The sequence below is a fragment of the Rivularia sp. UHCC 0363 genome (genome assembly GCF_034931125.1).
GTDB lineage: Bacteria > Cyanobacteriota > Cyanobacteriia > Cyanobacteriales > Nostocaceae > Rivularia.
In genome coordinates, this window is sequence record NZ_JAYGHM010000017.1 from 27,319 (window position 1) to 45,408 (window position 18,090).

At 36.3% G+C, this 18,090-nt stretch carries 18 protein-coding genes; 10 read left to right on the forward strand and 8 right to left on the reverse strand.

From position 1 onward, the window contains the following. Nucleotides 1-9: 9 nt before the first annotated feature. The 4 genes from VB797_RS11875 (at nucleotide 10) to VB797_RS11890 (ending at nucleotide 5,005) form a co-directional block, all read left to right on the forward strand. Nucleotides 10-1,284, forward strand: a complete 1,275-nt coding sequence (locus VB797_RS11875; protein ID WP_323237890.1) for a DNA double-strand break repair nuclease NurA — start codon at nucleotides 10-12, stop codon at nucleotides 1,282-1,284. A 411-nt stretch (nucleotides 1,285-1,695) separates the two neighbouring features. Continuing rightward, the gene (locus VB797_RS11880) at nucleotides 1,696-3,432 is read left to right on the forward strand and encodes a sensor histidine kinase (RefSeq protein ID WP_323237891.1); all 1,737 of its coding nucleotides are present in this window, start codon (nucleotides 1,696-1,698) and stop codon (nucleotides 3,430-3,432) included. 134 nt (nucleotides 3,433-3,566) lie between these two features. After that, complete coding sequence (locus tag VB797_RS11885; RefSeq protein ID WP_323237892.1) at nucleotides 3,567-4,352, forward strand: FHA domain-containing protein; 786 nt, start codon at nucleotides 3,567-3,569, stop codon at nucleotides 4,350-4,352. 80 nt (nucleotides 4,353-4,432) lie between these two features. Continuing rightward, on the forward strand, nucleotides 4,433-5,005 hold the full coding sequence (locus tag VB797_RS11890) for a Uma2 family endonuclease (protein ID WP_323237893.1): 573 nt from the start codon (nucleotides 4,433-4,435) through the stop codon (nucleotides 5,003-5,005). A gap of 44 nt (nucleotides 5,006-5,049) precedes the next feature. Here the strand turns inward: VB797_RS11890 and VB797_RS11895 are convergent, their stop codons facing one another. Together VB797_RS11895 and VB797_RS11900 are read right to left on the reverse strand one after the other, a co-directional pair. Next, entirely contained in the window at nucleotides 5,050-6,105 is a 1,056-nt protein-coding gene (locus tag VB797_RS11895) for a hypothetical protein (protein WP_323237894.1), read from the reverse strand. A 406-nt stretch (nucleotides 6,106-6,511) separates the two neighbouring features. Further along, entirely contained in the window at nucleotides 6,512-7,573 is a 1,062-nt protein-coding gene (locus VB797_RS11900) for a hypothetical protein (RefSeq protein WP_323237895.1), read from the reverse strand. Nucleotides 7,574-8,148: 575 nt separating this feature from the next. On the opposite strand from VB797_RS11900, the gene VB797_RS11905 reads away from it, so the two are divergent. The 6 genes from VB797_RS11905 to VB797_RS11930 all read left to right on the forward strand — a co-directional run bounded on the left by VB797_RS11905 (nucleotide 8,149) and on the right by VB797_RS11930 (nucleotide 13,322). After that, nucleotides 8,149-9,444, forward strand: coding sequence for an NAD(P)/FAD-dependent oxidoreductase (locus VB797_RS11905; protein WP_323237896.1), 1,296 nt, complete (start codon nucleotides 8,149-8,151; stop codon nucleotides 9,442-9,444). 90 nt (nucleotides 9,445-9,534) lie between these two features. Then, a complete protein-coding gene (locus VB797_RS11910) occupies nucleotides 9,535-9,972 on the forward strand; it encodes a DoxX family protein (protein WP_323237897.1) in 438 nt (145 codons plus the stop codon). After that, a complete protein-coding gene (locus VB797_RS11915; RefSeq protein ID WP_323237898.1) occupies nucleotides 9,965-10,396 on the forward strand; it encodes a DoxX family protein in 432 nt (143 codons plus the stop codon). The genes VB797_RS11910 and VB797_RS11915 overlap by 8 nt, the downstream gene beginning before the upstream one ends. A 90-nt stretch (nucleotides 10,397-10,486) precedes the next feature. After that, a complete protein-coding gene (locus tag VB797_RS11920; protein ID WP_323237899.1) occupies nucleotides 10,487-11,383 on the forward strand; it encodes an AraC family transcriptional regulator in 897 nt (298 codons plus the stop codon). A gap of 98 nt (nucleotides 11,384-11,481) precedes the next feature. Beyond that, nucleotides 11,482-11,892, forward strand: coding sequence for a hypothetical protein (locus tag VB797_RS11925; protein WP_323237900.1), 411 nt, complete (start codon nucleotides 11,482-11,484; stop codon nucleotides 11,890-11,892). 62 nt (nucleotides 11,893-11,954) lie between these two features. Beyond that, nucleotides 11,955-13,322, forward strand: coding sequence for an alkaline phosphatase family protein (locus VB797_RS11930; protein WP_323237901.1), 1,368 nt, complete (start codon nucleotides 11,955-11,957; stop codon nucleotides 13,320-13,322). A 27-nt stretch (nucleotides 13,323-13,349) separates the two neighbouring features. Here the strand turns inward: VB797_RS11930 and VB797_RS11935 are convergent, their stop codons facing one another. The 6 genes from VB797_RS11935 to yidC form a co-directional block, all read right to left on the reverse strand. Then, nucleotides 13,350-13,775 (reverse strand): GNAT family N-acetyltransferase, encoded by a 426-nt coding sequence (locus tag VB797_RS11935; protein WP_323237902.1) that lies wholly within the window; start codon nucleotides 13,773-13,775, stop codon nucleotides 13,350-13,352. Between the two features lie 1,089 nt (nucleotides 13,776-14,864). Next, nucleotides 14,865-15,206, reverse strand: a complete 342-nt coding sequence (locus tag VB797_RS11940; protein WP_323237903.1) for a DUF5615 family PIN-like protein — start codon at nucleotides 15,204-15,206, stop codon at nucleotides 14,865-14,867. Next, complete coding sequence (locus tag VB797_RS11945) at nucleotides 15,206-15,532, reverse strand: DUF433 domain-containing protein (protein WP_323237904.1); 327 nt, start codon at nucleotides 15,530-15,532, stop codon at nucleotides 15,206-15,208. Before VB797_RS11945 ends, VB797_RS11940 begins: the two co-directional genes overlap by 1 nt. Nucleotides 15,533-15,568: 36 nt before the next feature. Next, entirely contained in the window at nucleotides 15,569-16,090 is a 522-nt protein-coding gene (locus tag VB797_RS11950; RefSeq protein ID WP_323237905.1) for a YceD family protein, read from the reverse strand. A gap of 86 nt (nucleotides 16,091-16,176) precedes the next feature. Beyond that, entirely contained in the window at nucleotides 16,177-16,692 is a 516-nt protein-coding gene (locus tag VB797_RS11955; RefSeq protein ID WP_416350861.1) for a protein jag, read from the reverse strand. Continuing rightward, nucleotides 16,692-17,849 (reverse strand): membrane protein insertase YidC, encoded by a 1,158-nt coding sequence (gene yidC / locus VB797_RS11960; RefSeq protein WP_323237907.1) that lies wholly within the window; start codon nucleotides 17,847-17,849, stop codon nucleotides 16,692-16,694. The genes VB797_RS11955 and yidC overlap by 1 nt, the downstream gene beginning before the upstream one ends. Between the last annotated feature and the right edge of the window lie 241 nt (nucleotides 17,850-18,090).

Sequence of the window (18,090 nt, forward strand, 5' to 3'; positions counted from 1 at the left end):
TAACTGATTATGCTAGATCTGAGTAAACTTGCTGGACAAATGCGTGGTTTGAGTCAACATTTGACGGCTGAAGCTGAAGCGAATCGTCAACGTTTGCAATTAGGACAAAAACATCTTGAGAATGCTTTTTCTAGTCAAGATGAGTTAGTTCAAATTCAACAAAAATGGCGCGATCGCATTTTGTTCGCAAATGCAACTCCGGTGGAACCGCTACATACTTGTATTGATATTATGGTTCCTCCCAAAACTCATACGGTTATCGCTACTGATGGTTCTCAAATTGCTCCCAACCATCATGAAATCGCTTATTGCTATCTTTTAAATATCGGTAGAGTGGTGTTACATTACGGACAAAATAAACACCCGATTCTAGATAGTTTACCAGAGGTTTTTTACCGTCCCGAAGATCTATATATGTCTCGTCAATGGGGAATTAGAACCGAGGAATGGATGAGTTACCGACGTACTGCGAGTGAAGCGGTGGTGTTGTCGGAGTTAGCGATCGCAGCGACAGCGAAGGGACAAAGGGATGGGGGGACGAAGGGATGGGGAGATGGGGAGAGGGGGAGAGGGGGAGAGGGGGAGAATATTTCTGCATCTACTTCTGTTTCGGAAAGGGTACCAAATTTAGCGATGGTGGATGGTTCGCTGATTTATTGGTTTTTGGAACAGCTACCTTTTGATGCGAGAGACCATATTTTACCCCCGATTTTGCAGTCTTGGAAGGATTTGCGGGATGCAGGTATTCCTTTGATGGGTTATCTGAGTGCTTCAAGGAGTATTGAAGGGATGAATTTTTTCCGGTTGTCTGCTTGTCCTCATAAAGTACCTGACTGTATGAGTTTTTGTCCCAATCAAATGGAGAAGATTCCTTGTAAGGTTTTTGAAGGATTGCGAGATAGTACTTTATGGTCAACTCAACTCAAACCCGGACAGCGCAGCCCTTTGTGGAAGAGTAATTCGCGGATTTTAGATTTGTACGATTCGCAGCAAATTTATTTTTGTTACGTTCATGTGGGTACCGAAATTGCACGGATAGAATTTCCGGCATGGGTAGTAGAAGATACGCAAATGTTTGAGGAATCTCTGGGCTTAATGCTGGCACAGGTTCACAAAGGATACGGTTATCCGGTGGCTTTAGCAGAAGCTCATAACCAAGCGGTTGTTCGGGGTGGCGATCGCTCTCGTTTCTTCGGTTTATTGGAACGACAAATGATTAAAGCTGGGCTGAAAAATGTGGGAACTTCTTACAAGGAAGCACGGAAGAGAGGCAGTATTGCTTAATACGTGCATGGAGTATGGAAAGAGATGGGGAGAGGGGGGGATGGGGAGACAAGGGGACAAGGAGAAATTTAAGCTTTGTAATTCCAAAATCCAAAATCCTTCAATTCCCAATTTTAATTAAAGCCTGTTATCTTCGTAACTCTTTTGGGAAAACTGTATTTAAGCATGGACTAGGTAAATAACTTGTCTAGTTATGCATCTACAGTTCTCAAGTTAGTAAAGGGCTTTAATTATATTTGGTACCATGCAAAAAAGCAATAATTTTCTATGTAAAGCGGTTGCGTTTCTCAATGCAAGCTGTTTTATTATGCTTGATAGTAGCAACAATTTGACAATATTTGAAGATATTTTTGGTTCGATTCAAGATTGCGATCGCCATACACACTTAAGTTTAAAATTTAAGGTGGTGCGATGAAAATTTTTACTAAGTTTATCACCTCTTCTGTTTGTTTTGCGGGTTTTATTGCTATTGTTGTAGTCGGAACTTCTTTTTGGCGAAATCAAGTTTCAGAAACTGCTAACCTCAAGTTAGAAAAATCGGGTAGAGCCATTGAAGCAGCTTTGAAATTAGAAATTGATTTAAAAAACGAAATTGATGCACTCAAAGATGATGTATTGCTTGATAATAAAAAATCAAATTTAGAAAAATATCAAAATCAATTTTTAGCTGACCTTTATAGATTAGAAACTTTAATTCCAAATACCAAAGAAATAGCACAAATTCGTCGCAGTCATTCTTTTTTGGTAAGTTTGAGCGAGGAAATGAGAAATCACGGTCACGTTCTGTCCGATGCATCTTTAACTGATTATCAGCAGGATTTTAGATTAATCAATGCTCTTGCTAAAGATATTAATTTGCTTTTGAATCAATTGACAGATAGCACTCACAAAAAAATCGCTGTAATTGAAGCTGATATGGACAAAACCAGCCATACTTCTCAACTATTATCCTATGCAATTGTAATTACTATTCTGCTGGTTTTTATCAGTCAATTTTTCTTAATTATGCTTCCATTGATCCATTCTTTGGACAAATTACAAAAGGGAGCATCTGCAATTGGTGCGGGTAAACTGGATTACCGTCTTAATATTTGTACCAAAGATGAATTAGAGCAACTTGCTGACGAATTTAACTGCATGGCGGAAAAGTTAACCGAATCTTACACCGAAATTCTCGAACGCAGTCAAGAATTAACCAAACTTAACTACAATCTTCAACACGAAATTGGCGATCGCACTCAAGCACAAGCAGAATTACAGAAAACTCTAGATGAACTCAAAAGCACTCAAGCGCAATTAATTCAAACTGAGAAAATGTCTAGTTTGGGTCAAATGGTAGCTGGAGTTGCTCACGAAATCAACAATCCGGTTAGTTTTGTTTACGGTAATATTAATCATGTCAATGAATATATCAAAGATATTTTAGAATTAATTGAACTTTACCAACAGCAATTTCCCAATCCTGGAGATGAGATAGAAGAAAAACTTGACGAGATGGAATTAGATTTTGTTAAGGAAGATTTACCCAAAATATTAATTTCAATGAAAATGGGAGCAAATCGCATTCGTGAAATAGTTTTATCTTTACGCAACTTTTCTCGTCTCGATGAAGCTGATATGAAAGAAGTTGATATTCACGAAGGTATTGAAAGCACTTTACTAATTTTACAAAACCGGATCAAATCCAAACCAAACCGTATCGGAATCGAAGTTTTTAAAAACTATTCTCAACTACCTTATATAGAATGCTATCCCGGACAGTTAAATCAAGCATTTATGAATATTATTAATAATGCCATAGATGTATTGGAAGAAGAAAGAGATATCGATACCCAAACTCCGCAAATCCACATTCACACCGAATTAATTGATAATAAAACAGCAGTGGTGCGAATTATAGATAATGGGAAAGGAATGAATCAACAGGTAAAAAACAAGTTATTCGATCCATTTTTTACTACCAAACCTGTAGGAAAAGGAACCGGGTTAGGGTTATCAATTACTTACCAAATAATTGTCGATAAACATCAAGGTCAGCTACACTGCGTTTCAGAACCAGGTGAAGGAACTGAATTTATTATTCAAATTCCTTTACATCAGCGGGAAAAGAAAGAAGTTAGGAATGAGGAGTTAGGAATTAAGAGTTAGGAGTTAGGAGTTAGGAATGAAGAGTTAAGAGTCAGGAGTGACGATCGTTCCCGATTCCCGATTCCCTTTAATCTATTTTTATCGCTACAATGAACTATATAAGAATCTGTCAATAAATAGAAATATTGTTCCTGATGCAATTAGGCACTTTACAAATAACTGGGTTGGCTTTAGAACTGTTTCATATACAAAGCAATACTTCGTTTGAAATTCCGCAGAATTATCCTGTGATTCGGATCGGGAAACCAAACGAACAATTTCCCATAGATATTGATGTTGCGGATTTACCTTCTGCGGATATTGTTTCGCGTGTCCACGCAGAAATTATTGTAGAAGGTAATACTTATTATTTAATTGATATCGGTAGTTCTAACGGTACCTTTGTGAATGACAATAAGTTGGAAGCTCATACACGCTACCCGCTCAACTTAGGAGATCGAATTGACCTTGGTAACGATAATAAAGTAACTTTCATATTTCAATACAAACAGCATCAACAAACTGCGATCGCAACTACTCAAGCTACAACTATTCAGCATCAAAATGTAAATAACTCCCAACAAGTACAACTAGTAGACGGTAAAAGTAAATTCGTTGGTTTAGCATCAATGGTTATAGGAGTATTAATCTTTGCTGCAAATACTCGAATTGGTATTGGTGTGGGGATTTCAACTATTCTATTATTAATTGGAGGAGTTGTAATTCTCTTACAGCGTCGTATCAATCGCAATTGGGGATGGGGTTTAATCGGACTCGGAGTTGCGTTAATCGTGTTTTACGGTAGACTATTCGCTTCGTTCAATCTTTTAGCTATTCTTACAGCAGCTAGTTTAATATTTGCTGGATATAAGTTATTTAAAACCGGGAAAGTCTTTGGTTACGGTTTAAGTTCTGTTAAAGGTTTATTTAAGAAACAGTAATCAATTAATAATTATTAATTATCAATCAGGACTTGAATTTATAGTTAAAATCAAATCAAACTCTTAACCAAAATATTGACATGGTAGCTATTCCCGAACAATCGCAAATAATGACAATCGAGGAATATCTCGAATGGGAACCCCAGCAAGAAATTCGCTACGAATACGTTAACGGCGAAGTTTTTGCGATGACTGGTGGTACAATTCCTCATAATGATATTGCTCTAAACTTTTACAGAAACTTGTACCCGCATTTACGTCCTAAAGGTTGTAAGGCTAATGTGTCAGATGTGAAAGTGCAGGTTACTCCCAAAAGTCCTTATTACTATCCCGATGTTATCGTTAGTTGCGACCCTGAAGACCTCCAAGCTCGTAAATTTTATCAAAAGCCTAAATTGATTGCTGAAGTTCTTTCTCCGGGTACAAGCGGTAAAGATAGAGGAGAAAAATTTACTTATTATTTAAGTATGCCTTCTTTACAAGAATATATCTTGATTGATTCGGAAAAAATCTCGGTCGAGCGTTATTGTCGGGGAGAAGGAAGAATGTGGCTTTATCATCCTTACACAGCAGGAGATATTGTTACTTTATCAAGTATTGATTTTGAATTTCCGATAGAACTTTTGTATGAAGATGTAATCATTGAACAATGAATAATATCAATAATCAAATTTAAAACTACTAATTCCCCATCTCCTTAGCATCCGGAATTAAAGCCGGTAAATACTTCTTCTAGCTGGTTGTTTTTATATTCGTAGATGCTAAATGTAATTGATTCAAAGTTAAAGTTTTTCACAACTACTTCTTTAACACCATCCCCGTTTATATCTAAAACGCTAAATATTCCATAAGCAGAAGTGAGATCTTCAAAAGTGTTAAGCGATACTTTGCTGCTAATTACTTGTGGTTGTTCGTTTTTGTAGCTTAACCATAGGTTTAGATAGATATAAGGAGAAGCTCCTGAGTATGGAGATTTTTGAGAAGGGGTGTTTGCTTTTGTTTTCCTAATCTTACCAAAAACTTCTAGATTCCCATCGTCATCTAAATCGAGTACAGAAAATTCTTCGATCACAATATCTGGGGAAGTTTGGATATTTTGAGTTTCAGGAGACTTAGAGATAATAGTTTTTGCTTGTGTCAATAAATCTTGCTTGTAACGATTTAAATCGGCTTGTGAAGGTTCGAGTTTTTTCGTAGAATTGGGATTATAATTTTCAATCGCGATCGCACTACGGTATGTTTGTCTTGTGACATTATCAGGTTTATCTGACGGAATTTTACTAAACGCTTCTGACAATAACTGTTGATTCTGCGACTTTCCAGCTACGAAGTAAGAGCAACTCAACTGAGTAGCTTCTAGGTTATCTACTGTGATATTACCAATTTTTCCACTGTCGCTAACTACTGTAAAATCTTTGATAGCGTTTAAGAAACTCTTCTGACGGTCAAATTTGCTTAAAGTATATTTATCAGAATTCTGTCTTTGCAAGTTATTTCTAATTGAAAGTGTAATATCGTTGCTGACATCAACATAATTACCGTTAACATAAAAAGCAATCGGATAAACTTCACCTTGAAATTGTTGATTTGTATTATCTTTCTCGATCCGAACCAAGCTGATTAAATTAGTTTGCTGTTTGGAATTACTGGACTGTTTTGATTCTGCTGTAGGTAATTGACAAGCAGTTATGATTTGAACTGTTAATCCAATTGACAAATACGAAAACCATTTTTTTACTGTTGCTGATACCATAATATTTTTCTATTTATCATTATTGACGTAGCTGGTTGTATTCTGGTTTCTATACCGAGATGTATCGTTAGTAGATGTATCTTAAGTAATACTTATTCCATCTGTCTATAGTAATCAAGACTTACGCATTAGGAGCTTATTCCCGGTTTCTTCGTAAATATGTGGTGCTAAAAACAAACATTTTGTATAGAAACCGGGTTTATGCAGCGTAAGCGTAAGTCCTAGTAATTTAAAATAATATAAAACCTAAGTTTAACCAATTATCAAACAAAAAGCCTCCCTTGATAGAGAGACTTAATATTTGTGACAATCCATATTTATACTCTTTCATATTAAAGATACATATAAATAGCTATTTGTATCAATAATTTAATGAAATAGTCTTATGCAAAAATGAAGTATTTTATTACGAGACAACATTAAAACCTGTTTGCTCGTCAAATTTTATTGTTGAACTTTCAGAAATATCGTTTAAATCAACTATCATCTCAGAATTAGATGTCATCAACGCACCAGACTCAGATCTCATTGATGAATTCATTGTACTTGTGATTGAAGTTCCAAAGGTTATTCTTCCAATTAAATCATTAACTGAATCTTCAACTACGAAAATATTAAATCCTTGTTTAGTTCGTTGGATATTATACTTTTCACCGCTACCTAAATTAATTTGGTCCCCAAAGGAAAAGTCGGTAATCTTAGCAAAATCATTATTACCGAAATCATCGTAGAAAGAACCTAATTCATTACCTAAAACAAATTTATCTCCACCGTTTCCACCTGTTAAAACATCTTTTTCTGCTCCTACAGTATCTTTTCTCGATGGATCTGCACCAGTTAAAGTATCATTACCAGAACCTCCAATCAAGGTATCGTTGCCGAATTTACCAATTAGATTATCATCACCACCGTTTCCTGATAACTTATTATTACGATTATTGCCGGTAATTGAATCGGAGTTTTCTGTTGCTTCAACGTTGACGAAGTTTTCAACTACGAATTTTACAGAACCAAGTCGAGGAATATTTTCTACTACCAACAAGTTATCTGACAAATCGATAGTAAAAAATACAGGACTATCTTTAGTTCCAGAACCGTCGATAGTGTTATCTTTTTTTGATGCACCGATAATTCTTTCTATGCTTTGAATTTGACTTCCTTGACTACTTCCATTCCCAATCAAACCTTGTGGAAGTAGGGTAATCTTTTGTCCTAATTTTGTGTAGTCTAAAGTATCAAAACCATCACCACCGTTAATAGAATCATCTCCTAAAGTCCCAATAATTGTATCGTCTCCACCTTTAGCAAAGATATCATCATTTCCAGGAGTACCAAAAAGTATATCTGAGTCATCTGTTCCTTCAATAACATTTCTTGGTGCTTGTTTGGGATTAATTCTTAATTGTGTTTCACTTCTTTGGATGTCACCTTCTACTTTAATTATCGAAGTTTTATTCTGTTCAGCCATGATGATTCTCCCTGGTTTGTAGATACTTTGTTTCGTATTCCGTTTAATTTTTTAGCTTAATTACTCGTTGATTATTGATTGCGAAATTATTTATTTTCTGAGATTACAGCATGATAAATAGGGCAAACATAGCAATATTTATTTAAACTTCGCTATCAACGAATAAACTAAAAAATCTTCATGGGAATAACCTTGGCATCATTTTCCCTTCAGTTGAACCACTTTTATGAATAAAGGGATTTTCTTTACTTAAACTTTATATACATAATTGCTAATTTCTCATATTTAAACCGTATATAATTAAAAAAAATGGTCAACATTATCACAGCTATTAAGTATTTATATAGTTAATAATATAAAATGATAAATCTTGCAAAGAAACTATGATTAAAGGATTTATAGGAGAAATTTATGTCTAAAGATAGATTTTGAGTGTTGTCTTCAAAAAGACTTAAAAACCTAGTTAACATATTCTTTAAAATAGATAGTTATCAGCGATAATTTATCTGTGGTTTATCGAGTATCACTATAGTGCATAAAATGCAAGCAAAACCAAACTACTTAAGGAAAGAGAAATGACTTCTCACAAACCAAGAGTCGTAATTATCGGTGCTGGTTTTGCGGGTGTAGAAGCTGCGAAAAAGTTGGGAAAACATGGAGTCAATGTTTTATTAATTGACCGTCATAATTACCACACTTTTATTCCGATGCTTTATCAAGTAGCTACTGCTGTACTTTATCCCCATCAAATAGTTTATCCTTTGCGTAGATTATTTCGAGGTTTACCGACAGTAAATTTTTTGCAAGCGGATGTAGAAAAAATTGATTTTGATCGTCAAATTATTTATGCCAAAAATATTGCAATTGATTACAACTATCTAGTTATTGCTACGGGAAGCCGATCGCAATATTTGGGAGTAACTGGAGCGGAAGAAAACAGCTTACCCATGCGGACTTTGACAGAAGCGATCGCGATTCGTAATCATATCCTTAGTTGTTTTGAGCAAGCAATAAAAGTTACCGATGAAGCAGAAATAAACCGACTGTTAACCTTTGTAATAGTTGGTGGTGGTGCAACTGGTGTAGAGTTAGCAGGGAGTTTGAACGAGTTGATTCACAGCTTGCAAAAGGATTATCCTAACTTAAATTGCGATCGCGCACGAGTTATAATTCTGCAATCAGGACGGTTGTTTCCCAGCTATCCCGAAGAATTAGGAAGTTACACCGAAAAATGGTTACGTCGTCACGGAGTGAAAGTACATCTCAATTCTAAAGTTAGTAAAGTCACCCCCGAAGCCGTATATCTTGAAGATGACACAGCTATATTTACAGATACAGTAATTTGGACAGCGGGAGTATTAGCAGCTACACCACAAATGAAGCAGTCAGTAAATACCGCAGATAAAGATAAAATTATCGTCGAACAAACTTTACAGATGTGCGGACATAAAAATGTATATGGAGTAGGAGACGTTTCTTATATTGATAGTCAAGAACTTAATGGAGTAGCACAAGAAGCAATTCAGCAAGGAGAAACAGCAGCAGACAATATATTGCGACAAATGGATGGTAAATTACCCAAACCCTTTGATTATTTCAACAAAGGACGTTTAGCAATTATTGGAAAACACGCTGGGGTCGGAAAAATTGGTAAATTCGCTCTCAAAGGCTTTATTGCTTGGTTTCTGTGGTTAGAAGTTCATTTGCTATACCTTCCTGGAATTCGCAATCGTTTAGGAGTCCTTTTCAACTGGCTTAAATATTATTTTTGCGGAGAAGGTGCATCGCGGATTATTATTTCTACAGATGCATTGATGGATGATAGGGAGAGGGGGAGAGACAGGGAAGAGAGGGGACAAGGTGAAATTTAAACTCTTAATTCCTAACTCCTAATTCCTAACTCCTAACTCCTAACTAAATAAAATAATCCAAAATCTAAAATCTAAAATCCAAAATTAATTATGGGCTTTCAAAAGTATATTCCGTTAATTGGTAGAGCTTTTCTCGCAGCTATTTTTCTGAAAGCTGCTGTTGCTAATACCCTTGGTTTTTCAGGTATTGCCGCAATGATGACTGAAAAAGGTTTACCCGTACCGCAGTTATTACTTCTTGGTAATATATTCTGTACTTTCGTCGGTGGACTTTCAATTTTACTAGGCTTTAAACCACGTATAGGAGCAATTTTACTAATTATATTTTTAGTTCCCACAACATTTGTTTTTCATAATCCCTTTACTGACCCTAAAGAATGGAATGATTTTCTCAAGAACTTCGGTTTAGTAGGTGCGATGCTGTTGATTTACTATTATGGTACTGGTCCGGTGAGCTTGGATACAAATTCAATTACCAGCGACTATGATGACACCTACGTTTCTGAATCAGACAGAGCAAATGTATAACCAAAATCAATTGCGTAAATCCGATATCGTTCTAGCTTACACATTTTTACGGCTAGTTTTCGGAATTAATATGTTTGTACATGGCTTAGTTAGAATTGGCAATATACCTGGGTTTGTAGAATCTCAGGTCGGACTTTATAAAGATATTGCCATTCCTGCATTCCTAATTGCAATACCCGCTTATTTGATTCCCATTGTCGAATTTGCTGTTGGTCTTTTATTAATTTTAGGATTACAAACCCGCAACGCTTTGATAGCTAATTTTCTATTAATGATGACTTTAATGTTTGGGGTTTGTTTACTACAAAAATGGGATACAGCGGGTTCGCAATTAATTTATAATTTTGTTTTATTTATTTTATTAGCTGGCTGTAATTTTAATTTAATTTCTGTCGATAATTGGTTGAGTCGTCGGAAAGGATAAATATTTTAAAATATGCTTAATAGGGTGTGTTAGCGGAGCGTAACGCACCATTAATTATAATTTTTTTCGATTGAATAAGAATTAAATGTAATGTCAACAGATCGAACTACAAACATTGATTTTAATCCTCAAAATACCAGAGTACCAATCCTTTTTTCTCCAATAATTTCTAGTGCTGCAAAAGGATGGGATAATATCGGCGTTGGGTATTACCGTTTACCTGCTAGTGAAACTCCTAAAATAAGTTTTTCGCAGCATATTATTGCGATTCATGTCGATAAATACCCGGTGAAGGGAGAAAGACAATTAGAAGGACGTATAGTCGAAGAAACTTATACAAATAGAAAAATTGCGATTTATCCTGCACATCAAACTCAAAGAATGAATTGGGATAAACAAATAGAATTTATCAATCTTTCTCTCGAACCCAATCTTTTAATTAATTGTACTGATGAATGTATTGATAGTAACAATATCGAAATTTTACCTCAGTTTGCTATTGAAGACCCAGTAGTTTATAGTCTTGGACTTGCATTAAAAAGAGAAATTGAATCGGATAATAATGATAGTTTTCTTTATGTTGAATCCGCAGCAACTATGTTAGCAGTTCACCTATTGCGACATTATGCGGTACAAAAACCGATAATTAAGGATTTTACCGGGGGAATATCTCGGTCTAAATTAAATCTGTCAATTAACTACATTAATGATAATTTAGACCGTAATTTGAGTTTAATTGAACTTGCCAAATTAGTAGAAATAAGTCCAAATCATTTCCTTCGTTTATTCAAGCAATCTACCGGAGTTACACCTTATCAATATCTAATTAACTGTCGAATTGAACGAGCAAAAACATTATTAAAGAATCAAAAATTAACTCTTGCACAAATCTCACAACAATTAGGATTTTACGACCAAAGCCGATTTACTAACACATTTCGCAAACGTATGGGAATTACACCGAAAAGATATCGAGATAGTTTATAAATTTGATAATAATTGACTATTTTTGATGATAATTGCCAAGATTTTTATTTATAAAGCTTTGTATTCTAAATTATGAATTTGTCCGTAATCGCAAAAAAATGAATACAAAAAAACTACATTACAGATTACTCTTAACCCTGTTAATTATTAGTACAGTAATTACAGCCTTTCACTATACAGATAACTTTATCAACTTTTCCAGCTATCCCGACCCCGAATGGTTAACTCCTCAAAGCGTTTATCAATCTTGGTTTATATTAACAATTGTGGGAATAATGGGTTACATTTTGTATCTAAAAAATATTTTATGGTTAGCTTATGTATGTCTAGGTATTTATTCACTAACTGGAATGTCAAGTCCCGGACATTACTTTTTCCAGACCACCGAAACGTTTTCTTTTAAAATGTATACATTAATTTGGCTAGATTTTATCGCTGGTACATTGATACTTGGTTTTATAATTTGGTCGGGATTATTTTTAAAAGAATGGAAATTAGTTAACGAATAAAAATTAAATATCCCCTTACCAAATTTAGCTAGAATAATTGCGACCTATCGCAAACTAAAACAATGAGCGGAATATCAGCTATAGCTTTAGAAAAACTACTTGCTCGTCAAAAGTTACCGGATTTCTTCGGTTCAGAAGCGGTAAAACCCAGCTACGACGGACTTGGTTTAGCTAATATTGCTTCCTTAGCGATTGAGTGGTTGTCTCCCGATGCTCCGACTTTGAGCGAAGAAGCTGCTGCTCCCGCTTTTAATCCCAAACTATTAGCAACATCTGAAATAACTCAAGCTTGGGAATCTTGGCAAAATCAAGCACCGATCAATCATGTAGTGCTGTTGATTTTGGATGGTTTTGGTTACGAACAATTACAAACCCTTGCAGATTCCAAAGATGCTCCGACCATAGCTGAAGCTTGCGATCGCCCCCAAGGTTTTTTTATGCCTGCAACTTCGGTTTATCCTAGTACTACCGTCACAGCTTTAACTTCAGCCGCAACTGGTTACGCACCCGCACAGCACGGGATGATGGGAACCAATCTTTATATGCGCGAAATTGGCACTATTGTTAATTTTATCGGCTTTCGTCCCCAGACTGCTTCTACAAATACTCCTTTACCAGATACACAATTTAATCCAGAAACTCTTATTCGGGTACCAAATATATATTTACGCATGGAGAAAGCGGGGATAGATGTAGAAATTATCAATTTTTATCAGTTTAAACACACAAGTATTAGTAGGTTTACCAGCGCTGGTTCGGAAGCTGGTAATGATAATTTTAAAGGTTATCTTACACCTTCGGATGCTTTTGCTCAATTGCGCGAACGTTTGTTAACAAAAAGCAGCCAGCAAAAAAGTTTTACTTATCTATACGTACCTACTATAGATGCAGTTTCTCACCGTTACGGGCCACTAAGTTCTTCTTATAAAGCCGAAGTTGCTGCATTAGATTTTGCTCTAAAGAAGCAGTTGCTCGAACCTTTAGCAGGTAGAAATGATACCGTTTTATTACTTACAGCCGACCACGGACAAAGATATAATCCCTTAGAAAATACACTTTGGTTAGAAGAACATCCCGAATTAACTCAAAATTTATTTGCTCCGATTACGGGTGAATCGCGGATTCGTTATTTACATATTAAACATAATCAACAAGCTGCTGTTGTAGATTATATTAAGCACAATTTTAGCGAAAACTTTTTTACTATTACCCCATCTGAAGCGATGGAATTGGGTTTATTTGGAATTCCCGGTAAACCCCTGAGCAGGGAAGCTGAAGATAGAATTGGTGATTTACTACTGATTTCCCATAAAGATTGGACATGTCGTCAGCATATAACTAACGAAGAACGCTATAAAGGACTTCTTGGTATTCATGCTGGATTGAGTCGTGCTGAGATGTTGATTCCATTTCTTGCTTATCGGTTTTAGAAAGAGGAAATGGGGACATGGGAGATTTCATCCCATTTCCATTACATAATCATCCATAACAAAGCCACCTCCAATATCCGTAACTACATCATCAACAATTTCAAAGCCAATATTTTTATAAAAAGCGATACTGTCAAAATTATTTTTGTTTACTGTTAATTGAATAACAGGATGATTAAAAATACCTTTGATAAATTCAATTCCCTGTTTACCAATACCTTTTCCGCGAAAGGATTTCAAAACGTATAATTTACTCAGAAATAATTTTCCTGCTTTATCTTCAACTGAGAAATATCCGGCTTCAACTTGGTCAACAGTAATTATGTAATATTTAGATCCTCGATCTATTTGCTGTTTAATAGCATCTTCACTTTGGAACTTTTCAAGCATATATAAAACCTGCTCGTTGCCAATTATTGGTAAATAATGTTCGCTCCAAATATTATTAGCCAATTTTGAAACTTTAGTAATAGCGTTAAGATTATCGACAATCTGGAATTCGATCATAAAAAAATAATTTTCAGCTAATTTTATACTTGAAAGGTGTAAATCCTATAAACTGTCGAATAAATAAATTAAGTAAAAATTAATATTCATGGAGTATGATCTTAATCATTTTTATTATTCACTCGTAGAGCGATTGAGTCAACTATTAAGAAAGGAGATATGCCAAAGGCATCAAGCTCCACTTATCGCTATTCTTAAGGTTTAAATTCACCGGATGGCGACGATCATATTTGCATCATAATAGATAGCGTATATCTCCGTTCCAGTGTAATGAAATGTTAGCTGGCATAGCATAATTTTCATTAGTTATCTAGCAAGACTAGAATCGACTTGAATGAGATGATCCCGAAATATTTGATGTGCAGTTTTATGGTCGCCTTCTGGAGACACATCACACATCCACCACAAAAAGCTGCTTTGGTAACATCTTGGGCGATCGGTTGCAATTAATCTACCAAGATGTTCGCAATTCCAACCTGTGAAACTGTACTCCCAATTAGAAAAAACATGAAGGGCTTGTTTTATCCGCTCAGTGATTTGTTCTGGTTTAAAAGCAATATCGTCAATACCAAGAACAAATTTCGCCTCCTTTCTCTCAAATGGACATAATCCTTGACCTGTATCAAAGATATATGTATCTGAAAGACCAATTCCTGCCAGAACGGATCGGGTGGATTCTGCCAGTTGAGTAAACGTCCATAACGCTCACTTGATGGATCGACAAGACATTCAATGGCTTCTATTGTCTTCCCAATGTCATTTGGAGATAATGGCATAGCTGAAATCAAAATTTTAAAAATGAAGTTTAGAATACTGCCTCAAACGAGAACTGAAGCCATCTAACGGCGGAGTTGAACTCAATCATGTTAAGCGATCGCTCCAAATTATGTTAAATGGTTATTTAGTGATAAATCAAGTCAAGTATTAGAGAAGGCGATCGCTATTTTTAGCATTACGGTGCGATCAATACGATTATTTTTATTTATGCTTCAAACTGTCCAATCTTCAATCGGTAAGTCTACTACTTTACCAAGTTCATCTTACAGGACGCACTACACTGACCAACTTACCAGCCAAAGGCTCTGCAACCAAAATAGCTGCATGAACTCGTTCTGCTAATCGATTCCTATCCACATCATCCGTGCAAATAATTATACCAGCATGACTTTGCTCAGAGCGATGCAAGCGTTTAAAGTCTCTGCGGTTTAACGTTAGAATAACACGTTCTTTAATGCTTGCAAATTCTAAAACTTTATCATCAGGAATTTTTAAATTAGCCTTTCCTGCTTCTTGAACAGTAACAACATCATGTCCTAAATTCCGTAAATACTCGACAACCTCATAGGGGAACTGTTCATCCGCATACAAACGAGCCATCAGTCTTCTTCATTCTCCTGAATAGCTGTGGCAGTTTCCTCTTGATAGACTGTAGCGTAAACCCAAGCATTCGCTAAATCTGTTGCCGACAAACTTGGATAGTCTTTCAACAACTGAGCTTCGCTAATACCCAAATTGCGAGCGTTAACTAACACCCAAATGGGAATGCGTGTCCCACTAATACAAGCGTCTCCACCACATATTCCTGGGATTTTCTCAATTCCACGCCAAGGATTACCCAAACTTTGAGCTAATATCTGAATCGCTTGGGCTTTTTCGTTAGGTGTTAAAGCAAGTAGTTCTGGTTCCAATTTTTGCAGTGTCATTATATTACTACCAACTCAAAGGATATGGGTATTTTTTCAATCCGTCATGCTCGATCGCAACTGTTTTTTTAAAGATTCTAAAGAAGCCCAACGGCTATCAACAGGTTTTTCCGCTTTACTATTTTGCTGATTTGGCTCAATCCCCGGACACTTTTCTTCGCATAATTGCCGTTGGGGAATCTCTAAACACATTTGCTCGTATAACCAAACGCTGGGATGAAAGTATCCATGTGGTGACAGTGTTTCTAACAATTCGTCTAGAGCAATTTCTCTTTCTGCCAAAAATTCTTGCTCAATATTGGCTTCTTCATCTAACCAAATAATTTCTGAAGGGTTGAGCGACATCCGATAGTTGTATTGCTGCAAGCAACGGTTACAGGTCAAAGTTATGATTGTTTCAGCCTTTGCCGCTACTTGTAAGTAATTACCGCAATGCTGGACGCGAATATTGCCGCGAACCGGGGTTAAAGTATCTAGACCGGGTAGAAATTCTTTGAATTCTATTTCTTCTACTGGTTTTGACGCTTGAGCAAGCTGAGGAATATAAATTGCGTCCATATCATTTACCGTTAATTTATTTTTAATAATGCAAATAAGAAGAGGATGGGGAAGAAGTTTTGATTTCTTCCCGAACCCTCACCTAATTACCATGCTGCTGGACGTACAACCAAATGGCGATGCGGTTCTTTACCTTGGCTGAAGCTTTCTAAATCTTCAAAGTCCTTCAATAAAGTATGGACTTGACGACGTTCGGCTGAACTAAGGGATTTAACTTCTACTTCTTGTCCGGTATTACGGACTCGATCAATTACTTCTTCTATCATGCCGCGAATTTCGGCTAATCTTTGAACGCGGTAGCCGTTTAACTCTATTGTATAAGATGCTTGATCGTCCGGTTCTTGGTTCAAGTTCAGAATAGAATTTGCTAGATACTGAATAGCATCTAGCACTTTGCCATCGCGTCCAATTAAAGACTCAATTTGATTTTCGGTTAAATTGGATTCCTCAATTGTCAACCAATAGCTATTAAGAGAAAGTGGGTCTTTTTCTCCCAAAGTGTTTTCCTCTTTATGGCTTTTAATTTCCACCGAGAACCCAGATAATTGCAGCAGTTTTTTTGACCACTGCTCGGCGCGTTCTATCCGAGTATCGCTCATGATTAACTTGTTGCTTTCTTTTTATTACTTTTCGGCTCAAACGCTATATTTTTTTCTTCATCTTTTTTCGCTTCTTTGGCTTGTTCTTCCACTATTTTTTGTGCTTTTTCTGACAAAGGCTCGCGAGAAAGTACGTAGGTTTGTGCGGTTTGGAAGATGTTACCAATTACCATATACATCAATACACCAGCAGGTAAGGGGAAGAATAAAAACATCCCAGAAAATAGAACTGGAGTAATTTTATTTACAGTATCCTGCTGCGGATTTGCACTTGCACTTGTATTATTTTGTCCGGAAATCAACTGGCTGACGTAAAGTGAAACGCCGAACAGTCCAATCATTGAGACTATATCCCAACGAATCCCGCCATCATCATCAAATGCGCCGACTCGACCCAAAGCCTTGATAAACAAAAATCCCGTATCTGCTGCTAATCCAGGAATACTCCCCTGAATAGTCACATCTCCGGGCTGCAACGCTTCCACATTGCCTTCAGCGTCAATAGCGATCCGTTCTTCTCCCTTGGTTACTTTCCACTGAGGAACGATCTTTTTCTCAGTTTCGGGGTGCTGTGCCAAAACTTCGTCAAACGGCTTACCATCAACCGTCTGATACTGAATCTTGGTGTGTTCCCCCACGGCTAGCTTGTTACCTCCGGGAAGAATCGCAGCTACCTTGATGCGATCGCCTTCATCAACGTAAATACTTTGCGGCTTTGTCGCAAATGCGGCTGGTTGAATCCGTTCAATTTGTTCGCTAGGCAAAATCTGTAGATTTACATTGTAGTTTGCAGTAGCAAAGGGCGAACCCCGCAAAGTTGCAAACAACGCTAGCAGTACCGGCATTTGCAAAAGCAAGGGAGCGCAACCTGCAAGAGGATTACCGAATTCTTTTTGAGCATTCATCATCTCCTCTTGCTGCTTTTGCGGGTCGTCTTTGTATTTTTCTTTGACTTCAGCCATCTTCTTCTGCATGACTGGCTGTACAATCTTCATTTCACGCATATTGCGTATCGACCCTGCACTCAAAGGATAGAGTGAAAAGCGAATGATTAATGTTAGAGCAATAATCGCCAATCCATAACTCGGCACAATGCTATAGAACAAGTCTATGATTGGCAGCATTACATTGTTCGAGAGGAACCCAATACCAAAATCCATTATTTTGAATTCAACCTGAGCGACTGCAAATTAACTGAATCTAATTTATCTAAATCTTTCTGAAAAATGCTAATAGCTACCCTACGGATAGCCGCACATTTTCCAATCTACTGATAGTGCGATCGGCTTTGTAAATAATAAAGATAATATTACCAATTCAAAATAATTCAAAACTAAAAATTATTTTTAAAATTTGTATTGTGCATTTTGAATTGATTAATCCTTATAATCCACGAAAATG

Coding starts and splice junctions, on each gene's coding strand:
- VB797_RS11875 (WP_323237890.1), top strand. CDS start 10: ATGCTAGATCTGAGTAAACTTGCTGGACAAATGCGTGGTTTGAGTCAA.
- VB797_RS11880 (WP_323237891.1), top strand. CDS start 1,696: ATGAAAATTTTTACTAAGTTTATCACCTCTTCTGTTTGTTTTGCGGGT.
- VB797_RS11885 (WP_323237892.1), top strand. CDS start 3,567: ATGCAATTAGGCACTTTACAAATAACTGGGTTGGCTTTAGAACTGTTT.
- VB797_RS11890 (WP_323237893.1), top strand. CDS start 4,433: ATGGTAGCTATTCCCGAACAATCGCAAATAATGACAATCGAGGAATAT.
- VB797_RS11895 (WP_323237894.1), bottom strand. CDS start 6,105: ATGGTATCAGCAACAGTAAAAAAATGGTTTTCGTATTTGTCAATTGGA.
- VB797_RS11900 (WP_323237895.1), bottom strand. CDS start 7,573: ATGGCTGAACAGAATAAAACTTCGATAATTAAAGTAGAAGGTGACATC.
- VB797_RS11905 (WP_323237896.1), top strand. CDS start 8,149: ATGACTTCTCACAAACCAAGAGTCGTAATTATCGGTGCTGGTTTTGCG.
- VB797_RS11910 (WP_323237897.1), top strand. CDS start 9,535: ATGGGCTTTCAAAAGTATATTCCGTTAATTGGTAGAGCTTTTCTCGCA.
- VB797_RS11915 (WP_323237898.1), top strand. CDS start 9,965: ATGTATAACCAAAATCAATTGCGTAAATCCGATATCGTTCTAGCTTAC.
- VB797_RS11920 (WP_323237899.1), top strand. CDS start 10,487: ATGTCAACAGATCGAACTACAAACATTGATTTTAATCCTCAAAATACC.
- VB797_RS11925 (WP_323237900.1), top strand. CDS start 11,482: ATGAATACAAAAAAACTACATTACAGATTACTCTTAACCCTGTTAATT.
- VB797_RS11930 (WP_323237901.1), top strand. CDS start 11,955: ATGAGCGGAATATCAGCTATAGCTTTAGAAAAACTACTTGCTCGTCAA.
- VB797_RS11940 (WP_323237903.1), bottom strand. CDS start 15,206: ATGGCTCGTTTGTATGCGGATGAACAGTTCCCCTATGAGGTTGTCGAG.
- VB797_RS11945 (WP_323237904.1), bottom strand. CDS start 15,532: ATGACACTGCAAAAATTGGAACCAGAACTACTTGCTTTAACACCTAAC.
- VB797_RS11950 (WP_323237905.1), bottom strand. CDS start 16,090: ATGGACGCAATTTATATTCCTCAGCTTGCTCAAGCGTCAAAACCAGTA.
- yidC (WP_323237907.1), bottom strand. CDS start 17,849: ATGGATTTTGGTATTGGGTTCCTCTCGAACAATGTAATGCTGCCAATC.